Here is a 10757-nt window from a genome sequence, read left to right on the forward strand (position 1 = left end):
GAAGCACCGCCCTCATCGTTGAAGGCGTTGCCAAATGTATGTTGATAGACGTTATGCAGTGGTTGTGCCAAGTGGCTCGGACGCCTGGATCTACTGGCCGATACCCAGGTTGGGTGAGTGGCAGGAAGATTTATTGCACCGAATCAAAGCGTATTGCCCAGTAATGGAGCGTCGGGCCGATGGCCTGGTAATGGCAGGCAAGCGGTCACTGCGCGCGGGCCTGAATCCCGTTCTGTCAGCGCTTGCTGACACTTATTCCCAATCGCTAATTTTTCCGGTTTGCGTTCGTTTCATAGGGACGACATGCCTTTGTGCCTTGTGCCCACTGATTCCGGATACCCAGAAATGAATGCTGAAGACGCCTTGAAACTTGCTCGCCGGTTTATCGGGCTGCCCCTGGACAAGCGCCAGATGTTCCTCGCCGCGCTGGACAAGGAGGGCGTGGACTTCAGCCGTTTCCCTATTCCCCAGGGCGTCGAAGCCGAGGATCGCCAGGCGCTGTCCTATGCCCAGCGGCGCATGTGGTTTCTCTGGCAATTGGACCCGGAAAGCGGCGCCTACAACCTGCCCGGGGCGGTACGGCTCAAGGGCGCATTGAGCCTGTCGGCGCTGGAACAGGCCTTCGCCAGCCTGGTGGCCCGGCATGAAACCTTGCGCACGGTGTTCCAGCGTCAGGCTGACGACAGCCTCCTGCAAGTGCCCACCGATGCGCCGCTGATGATCGAGCGACAGGACCTCAGCGGCTTGCCGACAGGCGAGCGCGAGCAAGCGGTGCGCCAGGCTGCGCAAGCACAATCGATGCGGCCTTTTGATTTGTCGAGCGGCCCCTTGCTGCGGGTCGAACTGCTCAAGCTCGATGCGCAGGAGCACGTGCTGCTGCTGACCTTGCACCACATCGTCTCCGATGGCTGGTCGATGAACGTGCTGATCGACGAGTTCATCCGCTGCTACGACGCCCACGAAGCCGGCGTGTCGCCGCAACTGCCTGACTTGCCGATCCAGTACAGCGACTATGCGCTGTGGCAGCGCCGTTGGCTGGAGGCCGGCGAGCAGGCGCGGCAACTGGCGTATTGGCAGGCCCAATTGGGCGATGAGCATCCTGTCCTTGAGTTGCCCACCGACCACTCGCGCCCGGCCATGCCCAGCTATCGCGGCAGCCGCTATGAGTTCGCCATCGACACCGGGTTGGCGGAGCAACTGCGCAGCACCGCCCAGCAGCAGGGCGTCACGCTGTTCATGCTGTTGCTCGGCGCGTTCAACGTGCTGCTGCATCGCTACAGCGGCCAATCGGACATCCGTGTCGGCGTGCCGATCGCCAACCGCAATCGAGACGAAATCGAAGGCCTGATCGGTTTCTTCGTCAACACCCAAGTGCTGCGCACCGAACTGGACGGCCAGACCCGGGTCGATGAGTTGCTGCACCGAGTCAAGGAGACCGCGCTCGGCGCTCAGGCGCATCAGGACTTGCCCTTCGAACGCCTGGTCGACGCGCTGAAGCTGGAACGCAGCCTCAGTCACACGCCGCTGTACCAGGTGATGTACAACCATCAGCCCCATGTAGCTGATGTCACCATGATCCGAACGGCGTCCGGCCTGGAGCTCGGCATGATCGAGTGGCAGACCCGCACCACCCAATTCGACCTGACTCTCGACACCTATGAAAAGGCCGGCACGTTGCACGCCGCGCTGACTTACGCCGACGATTTGTTCGAGGCGCCGACCATCGCACGCATGGCGCGGCATTGGCTGCGATTGCTTACGGCGATGATTGCCGATCCGACCCGACGTATCGGCGAGCTGCCGCTGCTCGACGCCGACGAGCATGCCACGCTGGTCCACGCTTGGAACGCCACGGCCCAACGCTACCCGACCGAGCTGTGCATGCATCAGTTGATCGAGGCCCAGGTGGCGCGGACCCCGGACGCCCCGGCGTTGGTGTTTGGCGAACAAAGCCTGAGTTATGCGCAGCTCGATACCCGCGCCAACCGACTGGCGCATTTGCTGCGCGGGCGCGGTGTGCGGCCGGACAGCCTGGTGGGGATCTGCGTCGAGCGTTCAGTGGAAATAGTGGTAGGCCTGCTGGCGATCCACAAGGCCGGCGGCGCCTACGTGCCGCTGGACCCGGAATATCCGCAGGATCGCCTGGCCTACATGATCGAGGACAGCGGCATCGGCTTGCTGCTGACCCAATGCTCGCTGGCGGCGGGACTGCCCACCGATGGCGTCGAGGTGATTGCGCTCGACCAGCCCGACGGTTGGCTCGACGGTTACAACGACAGTCGCCTCGACGTGACGGTCGACCCGCTGAATCTCGCCTATGTGATCTACACCTCCGGCTCCACCGGCAAACCCAAGGGCGCCGGCAACAGCCACGCGGCACTGGTCAATCGCTTGTGCTGGATGCAACAAGCGTATGGCCTGGACGGCAGCGACGCGGTGATGCAGAAAACCCCGTTCAGTTTCGATGTTTCGGTGTGGGAATTCTTCTGGCCGCTGATGAGCGGAGCGCGATTGGTGGTTGCCGCGCCGGGTGCCCATCGCGATCCTCGGCAATTGATCGACACCATCAACCGTCATGGCGTCAGCACGCTGCACTTCGTGCCGTCGATGCTGCAGGCATTCATCCATGAGCCGGGCGTAAACACCTGCGAAGGCTTGAAGCGCATCGTCTGCAGTGGCGAAGCCTTGCCGCTGGATGCGCAGCAGCAGGTCTTCGCCAAACTGCCGGACGCCGCGCTCTACAACCTGTACGGCCCGACCGAAGCGGCCATCGACGTGACCCATTGGACGTGCGTCGACGAAGGCGCCGATTGCGTGCCGATCGGCCAGCCCATCGCCAACCTGCGCACCCACGTGCTCGATGCCGATCAGTCGCCGGTGCCGTGGGGCGTGGCGGGCGAGTTGTACTTGGGCGGGGCGGGGCTGGCGCGCGGTTATCACCAGCGTCCGGCGCTGACCGCCGAGCGGTTCGTGCCGTGCCCGTTCCATGACGGCGCACGCCTGTACCGCACCGGCGACCGCGTGCGCCAACGCGCCGACGGGGTGATCGAATACCTCGGTCGTCTCGATCATCAGGTCAAGCTGCGCGGCCTGCGCATCGAGCTCGGCGAAATCGAAGCCCGTCTCGCGCAGCATCCGCTGGTGCGCGAGGCCGTGGTGTTGGTCCAGGACGACAAGCATCTGGTGGGCTATCTGGTGCTGGCAAACAGCGACCCGCACGAGCAATGGCGACAGGACGTCAAGGCGTGGCTGCTGGCCGGCCTGCCGGAATACATGGTACCGACCTACCTGATGCCGTTGGCCAGCCTACCGGTGACCGCCAACGGCAAGCTCGATCGCAAGGCGTTGCCACAACCGGATGCCGCGCCCCGGCAAGCCTTCGTCGCCCCGCAAGATGCACTGCAAACCACGTTGGCTGAAATCTGGCAGGACGTGCTGGGAGTGGAGCGCGTCGGCCTTGAAGACAACTTCTTCGAGTTGGGCGGCGATTCCATCATCTCGATTCAAGTGGTGAGCCGCGCGCGACAGGCCGGTCTCCATCTTCATCCCCGCGACCTGTTCCAATACCAGACCGTGCGCAGCCTGGCGTTGGTGGCTCGCCGTGACAGCCACAGCGCCGTGGACCAAGGTCCGGTCACTGGCGATGCCGTGCTCGGGCCGGTCCAGCAGCAGTTTTTCTCGATGGCGATGCAGGGCCGCGCGCACTGGAACCAGTCGCTGTTGCTGACCCCACGGGAACCGCTGGATGCACAGCGGCTCGACGCGGCGCTGACCTGCGTCATCAATCATCACGATGCCTTGCGCCTGCGCTTTGTCGAAGACGCCGACGGCTGGCGGCAGAGCCATGCCGCGCTTTTGCAAAGCGCCGATCTGTGGCAGCGCGATGCCCGATCCGTCGAGCAGTTGAACGCGCTGTGCGACGAGGCGCAGCGCAGCCTGGACTTGCAAGACGGGCCGCTGGTGCGCGCCATGCTGGTAAACCTGGCCGACGGCAGCCAGCGGTTGGCGCTGATCATCCATCATCTGGTGGTGGACGGTGTGTCATGGCGGGTGCTGCTGGAAGATTTGCAGCAGGCCTATGAACAACTGGCGGCGGGTGGCGGCGTGACGTTGCCGGCCAAGACCAGCGCGTTCCAGAGCTGGACCGCACGGTTGAATGCCGAAGCCTCGCGCTTCGACGATCAGTTGGCCTATTGGAAAGCCCAGCACGACGGCGCGCGTGACCTGCCGTGCGAACGTCCGCAGGGCAGCCTGCCAAACGTCCACGGCGTGAAGATCGAATGGCGCCTGGAGGCCGGGCTGACCCGGCAATTGCTGCAACAGGCGCCTGCGGCCTATCGCACCCAGGTCAATGACTTGCTGCTCACCGCGCTGGCCCGCACCATCAGCCGCTGGACCGGGCAACCCGGTACGTTGATCGAGCTCGAAGGTCATGGCCGCGAAGACTTGTTCGATGACATCGACCTGACCCGCACGGTGGGTTGGCTGACCAGCCTGTACCCGGTCAAGCTGACCGCCACCGACGACATCGGCGGTTCGATCAAGACCATCAAGGAGCAACTTCGCAGCGTCCCGGAGAAGGGCCTGGGCTACGGCGTGCTGCGTCATCTGGCGGCGCCTTCGGTGCAAGCGCAATGGGCCGATCTGGCGCCTGCGCGCATCACCTTCAACTACCTCGGCCAGTTCGATCGCCAGTTCGATGAGGCGGCGCTGTTCGTGCCGTCCGGCGAAGGCAGTGGCGTCGCCCAGGACCCGACGGCGCCGTTGGCCAATTGGCTGACGGTGGAAGGCCAGGTGCACGGCGGCGAGCTGGCGCTGAGCTGGGGCTTCAGCCGTGAGATGTTCGACAGCGCGACCGTGCAACAACTGGTCGATCGATACGCCGTCGAGCTCAAGGCGCTGATCGAACATTGTGTGAACCTGGCTGAGCCGCAGGCTACGCCATCGGATTTTCCGCTGGCGCAGATCACCCAGACGCAACTTGATCATCTGCCCGTGCCGGCCGGTCAGTTGGACGAGGTTTATCCGCTGTCGCCGATGCAACAGGGCCTGTTATTCCATACGTTGTACGAGCAGGCGGCCGGCGAATACGTCAACCAATTGCGGGTGGAAGTGCAAGGCTTGGACGCCGAGCGATTCCGGGCGGCGTGGCAGGCCACCGTCGCGGTGCAGGACATTTTGCGCAGCGGGTTCGTCTGGCAAGGAGAACTGTCGCAACCGCTGCAGATCGTCCACAAGCAAGTGCAATTGCCTTTCACGGTGCTGGACTGGCGCGAGCAGGCCGACCCGGCCCAGGCCCTCGCTGCGCTGGCTGATGCCGAACGCGCGCAAGGGTTCGACTTGAGCCAGGCGCCACTGTTGCGCCTGGTGCTGGTGCAGACCGGGGCGACGCAATGGCACCTGATCTACACCCATCACCACATTGTGATGGATGGCTGGAGCAATTCGCAGTTGCTCGGCGAGGTGATGCAGCGCTACAGCGGTCGCGCCCCGGCCAGCACTGGTGGGCGTTATCGTGATTACATCGCTTGGCTGCAACGCCAGGACGGCCAGCTCAGTCAGGACTTCTGGCGCGCACAGCTGGCGCCGTTGCAGGAGCCGACCCGACTCGCCCGCGCGGCCTCGGGTGGCGGCGAGAGCGGCCACGGCGATCATTTCCTGACCCTCGACGCGCAGCGCACCCAAGCGCTGGAAGCGTTTGCGCGCCAGCAGAAAATCACCGTCAACACGCTGGTGCAAGCGGCCTGGCTGCTGTTGCTGCAACGCTATACCGGGCACCAGACCGTGGCGTTTGGCGCGACCGTGGCCGGGCGGCCGGCGGATCTGCCGGGCATCGAGCAGCAGGTCGGCCTGTTCATCAACACCTTGCCGGTGATCGGCAGCCCACGTCCGGACCAGACGGTCGGCCAATGGCTGCAAACGGTGCAGGCACAGAACCTGAGCTTGCGGGAATTCGAGCACACGCCGTTGGCGGACATCCAGCGTTGGGCCGGGCAGGGCGGCGAGGCGCTGTTCGACAACCTCCTGGTGTTCGAGAACTACCCGATTGCCCAGGCCTTGCAGCAAGGCATCGGCAGCGACGTCACGTTCGGTGAGGTTGCCAACCTTGAGCAGACGCACTATGCCCTGAGCGTCGCGGTCACCCTCGGTGAACAACTGGCGCTGCATTACAGCTACGAGCGCCGGCAATTTGCCGACGAAATGATCCATCACATCAGCGCCCATCTGCTGCACCTGCTCGAGCAATTCAGCCAGGACGCCGGACGTAGCCTCGGTGAAATCGCCCTGGCCAACGGCGCCGAACATGCGCGACAACACGCCGACAACCACCCGCAGCCGTACCCGGTGGACATTCCCGTGCACCAGCGGATCGCCACGCTGGCGGCCGAGCGCCCGCAGCGCACGGCAGTGATTTTCAACGGCCAACACTTCGGCTACGGCGAGATCGACCGGCGCGCGAACCAACTGGCCCACGCCTTGATCACGCGCGGCGTCGGCCCGGAAACCCGTGTCGGCGTGGCCCTGCCGCGCAGCGAAGAGGTGATCGTCACGCTGTTGGCGGTGCTCAAGGCCGGCGGTGCCTACGTGCCGTTGGATGTCAGCTACCCCCGTGAGCGGTTGGCGTACCTGATGGATGACGCCGGACTGGCCTTGCTGATCAGTGACTCGTCGGTGTCGGCGCTGTTGCCGGTCGCCGAATCGTTGCCGCTGCTGGAACTGGACCGCGTGGATCTGCGCGAACTGCCGGCCCGCGCGCCGAATGTTCAACTCGACCCGCACAACCTGGCCTACGTCATCTACACCTCCGGCTCCACCGGCAACCCCAAGGGCGTCAGCGTGGCCCACGGTCCGCTGGCGATGCACTGCCAGGCCATCGGCGAGCGTTATGAAATGCGCGACAGCGATTGCGAATTCCATTTCATGTCGTTCGCTTTCGACGGTGCCCATGAACGCTGGCTCACCAGTCTGACCCACGGTGCGTCGCTGCTGATCCGCGATGACAGCCTGTGGACCCCGGAACAGACCTACAACGCCATGCACGAGCACGGCGTGACGGTGGTGGCGTTCCCGCCGGTGTACCTGCAACAACTGGCCGAACACGCCGAGCGCGAGGGCAACCCGCCGAAGGTACGCATCTATTGCTTCGGCGGCGACGCGGTGCCCAACGCCAGTTTCGAACGGGTCAAGCGTGCCTTGCGTCCCGAGTACATCATCAACGGCTACGGCCCGACCGAAACGGTGGTCACGCCGCTGATCTGGAAGGCCAGTCGCGAGGTGTCGTGTGGCGCTGCCTACGCGCCCATCGGCAGCCGCATCGGCGACCGCAGCGCCTATGTGCTCGATGCCGACCTGAACCTGTTGCCCCAAGGCATGGCCGGTGAGCTGTACCTGGGCGGCACGGGATTGGCCCGGGGTTACCTGAACCGGCCGGGGCTGACCGCCGAGCGCTTTGTCGCCGACCCGTTCAGCGTTGGCGGCTTGCTGTATCGCACCGGCGACCTGGTCCGCCAGCGCGTCGACGGCACGTTCGATTACCTGGATCGCATCGACAATCAGGTGAAAATCCGCGGCTTCCGCATTGAGCTGGGCGAGATCGAAGCCAGCCTGCAAGCCCTCGATGGCGTGCGCGAAGCGGTGGTCGTGGCCCAGCAAGGCACTGCCGGCAGCGGCAAGCGCCTGGTGGCTTATGTGGTGGCGGCAGAACCTGCCCGCGAAGATTTTGCCGAGCACCTGCGCGAACAACTCAAGGCGACCCTGCCGGCGCACATGATCCCGGCTTATCTGCTGCTGCTCGAACGCCTGCCGCTGACCCCCAACGGCAAGCTCGACCGCAAGAACCTGCCCAAACCCGACGCGAGCCAAGCGCAGCATGCCTATCTGGCGCCGCGCAACGGGCTGGAACAGCAACTGGCGTCGATCTGGCAGGACGTGCTCAAGCTTGAACGCGTCGGCCTGCGGGATAATTTTTTCGAGCTGGGCGGCGATTCCATCGTCTCGATCCAGATGGTCAGTCGCGCTCGCCAGGCCGGGATACATTTCACGCCCAAGGACCTTTTCCAGCACCAGACCCTGGAAATGCTCGCGACCGTGGTTCGCCAGGGTGAAGCCGCTCAAGTCGTCGACCAGGGGCCGGTGACGGGTGAGCTGGCGCTGTTGCCGGTGCAGCGGGTGTTCTTCGAACAGGCGATACCGCAGCGTCATCACTGGAACCAGGCGGTGATGCTCAAGCCGATCCAACGCCTGGACGCATCGATCCTGAGCCACGCTTTGAACGCGCTGCTGCAACATCACGATGGCCTGCGCTTGAGCTTCACCGAGCAGGGCGGAGACTGGAGGGCGGTTTACCGTTCTGCGGACACTCGATGCGAAGACCTGCTCTGGGCCGTGGACGTGCCTGATGCGCAGGCCTTGCAAGGCATCGCCAACGAGGCCCAGCGCAGCCTGGATCTGCAAGAGGGGCCGTTGCTGCGAGCGGTCCTGGCATCACTGGGGGATGGCAGCCAGCGGTTGTTGCTGGCGGTGCATCACTTGGTGATCGATGGCGTGTCGTGGCGAATCCTGTTCGAGGATATGCAAAGCGTTTATCGCCAGTTGTCCAGCGGCGTGGCGGTGCAATTGCCGCTGAAAACCACCTCCGCGCAGGTCTGGGCCGAGCGCCTGCAAGCGCATGCCCGCAGCAACCGGCTGGCGCAGGAACTGGCGTTCTGGCAGGCCCAGCTCGAAGACGTCGATGCCTCGTTGCCGATGGATAACCCCGCGGGCGGCCAGCAGAACCGCCTGGCCGTGACGGTGCGTACGCGACTCGACGCTGCGTTGACCCGGCAACTGCTGCAAGACGCGCCCAAGGCCTATCGCACCCAGGTCAACGACTTGCTGCTCACGGCACTGGCACGGGTAATGGTGCGCTGGACGGGTGCCGACAGCGCGCTGATCCAGCTCGAAGGTCATGGTCGCGAAGCGTTGTTCGATGACGTCGACCTGACCCGCACCGTCGGCTGGTTCACCAGCCTGTACCCGGCCCGTCTCACGCCACGGGCGGACTTGGGCGATTGCCTCAAGCAGATCAAGGAGCAATTGCGGGCGATCCCCGACAAAGGCCTGGGCTTTGGTGCCTTGGCTTATCTGGCAGATGACGCGACGCGGGCGATCCTGGCCGAGTTGCCGACACCCAGCCTGACCTTCAATTACCTGGGCCAGTTCGACGCCAGTTTCAACGAAGCCGACGGCGCCTTGTTCGTGCCGGCCGCCGAAGGCGCTGGCGATGAACTGGACGCCGAAGCACCGCTGTCCAATGCGCTGGCCTTGAACGGCCAGGTATTCAATGGCGAACTGAACCTGGGCTGGACCTTCAGCCGCGAGCAGTTCAACGACTCCACCATCCAGGCGCTGGCCGACGATTATGCGCTGGAGTTGCAGCGGCTGATCGAGCATTGCTGCCGGGGCGAGCACAGCGGCGTGACGCCGTCGGACTTCCCGCTGGCGAGCCTGAACCAGCAACAACTGGATGGACTGCCGCTGCCGCCCGCGCAGATCGTCGACCTGTATCCGTTGTCGCCGATGCAACAAGGCATGCTGTTCCATGGCGTGTACGGCGACGCCAGCGGCGACTACATCAATCAACTGCGGCTGGACGTCGAAGGGCTGGACCCCGAACGCTTCCGCCAGGCCTGGCAAGCAGCGGTGGATGCCCACGACATCCTGCGCACGCGGTTTGTCTGGCAGGGCGATTTACCGGCGCCGGTGCAAGTGGTCAGCAAGTATCTGGAGCTGCCTTACAGCGTGCATGACTTGCGCGATGGGTTATCGCCCGACCAGACCTTGCAGGCCCTGGCCGATGCCGAGCGCCAGCAACTTCACCTGAGTGCGCCGGCCCTGGTGCGACTGATGATCGTGCGCCTCGACGAACAGCGTTATCACCTCATCTACAGCCACCATCACATCCTCATGGACGGCTGGAGTAATTCGCAGTTGCTCGGCGAGGTGCTGCAACGCTACAGCGGGCGGTCCGTCGCTGTATCGGGTGGACGTTATCGGGACTACATCGCCTGGTTGCAGCGTCAGGATTTAACGGCCAGCGAAGCGTTCTGGAAACCTTTGCTGCAACGCCTGGAAGCGCCGACGCGGCTGGCCGATGCGGTGGGCAAGCCGACGGACGCTGGTGTTGGTTATGGCGATCATGTGTACGTGCTGGATGAGTCGCTGACCCGTCGCCTGGAAACCTTCGCCCGCGCTTCGAAAGTCACGGTGAACACGCTGGTGCAGGCGGCTTGGCTGCTGCTGTTGCAGCGCTACACCGGTCGAGAAACGGTTGCCTTCGGTGCAACGGTCGCTGGTCGCCCAGCGGACTTGCCCGGTATCGAGCAGCAGGTCGGTTTGTTCATCAACACCCTGCCGGTGATCGCCAGCCCTCGGGCCGAGCAGTCGCTGGACAGTTGGCTGCAAGCGGTGCAGGCGCAGAACCTCGCGTTGCGCGAGTTCGAGCACACCGCTTTGCTGGACATCCAGCGCTGGGCCGGGCAGGGCGGCGACGGGCTGTTCGACAGTTTGCTGGTGTTCGAGAACTACCCGATTGCCGAGGCCTTGGAGCAGGGCGCACCGGACGGGTTGCGCTTTGGTTCGCCGATTACTCAAGAACAGACCAGCTATCCGTTGACGCTGTTGGTGGGGTTGGAGCGGCGGTTGTCGGTGCACATGAGCTATCAGCGGGCGAGTTTTTCGGCGTTTACCGTGGAGCGATTGGCGGCGCATCTGACCCA

The 10757-nt window shown here is 64.3% G+C and carries 1 protein-coding gene; it reads left to right on the plus strand.

Annotated elements, in window-relative coordinates; all coding sequences use genetic code 11:
* Positions 1-345: 345 nt before the first annotated feature.
* On the plus strand, positions 346-10757 hold a 10412-nt coding region (locus tag FHK92_RS16190), incomplete at its 3' end, for a non-ribosomal peptide synthetase (RefSeq protein ID WP_181288941.1).

The organism is Pseudomonas brassicacearum subsp. neoaurantiaca (assembly GCF_013608025.1).
Classification (GTDB): domain Bacteria; phylum Pseudomonadota; class Gammaproteobacteria; order Pseudomonadales; family Pseudomonadaceae; genus Aquipseudomonas.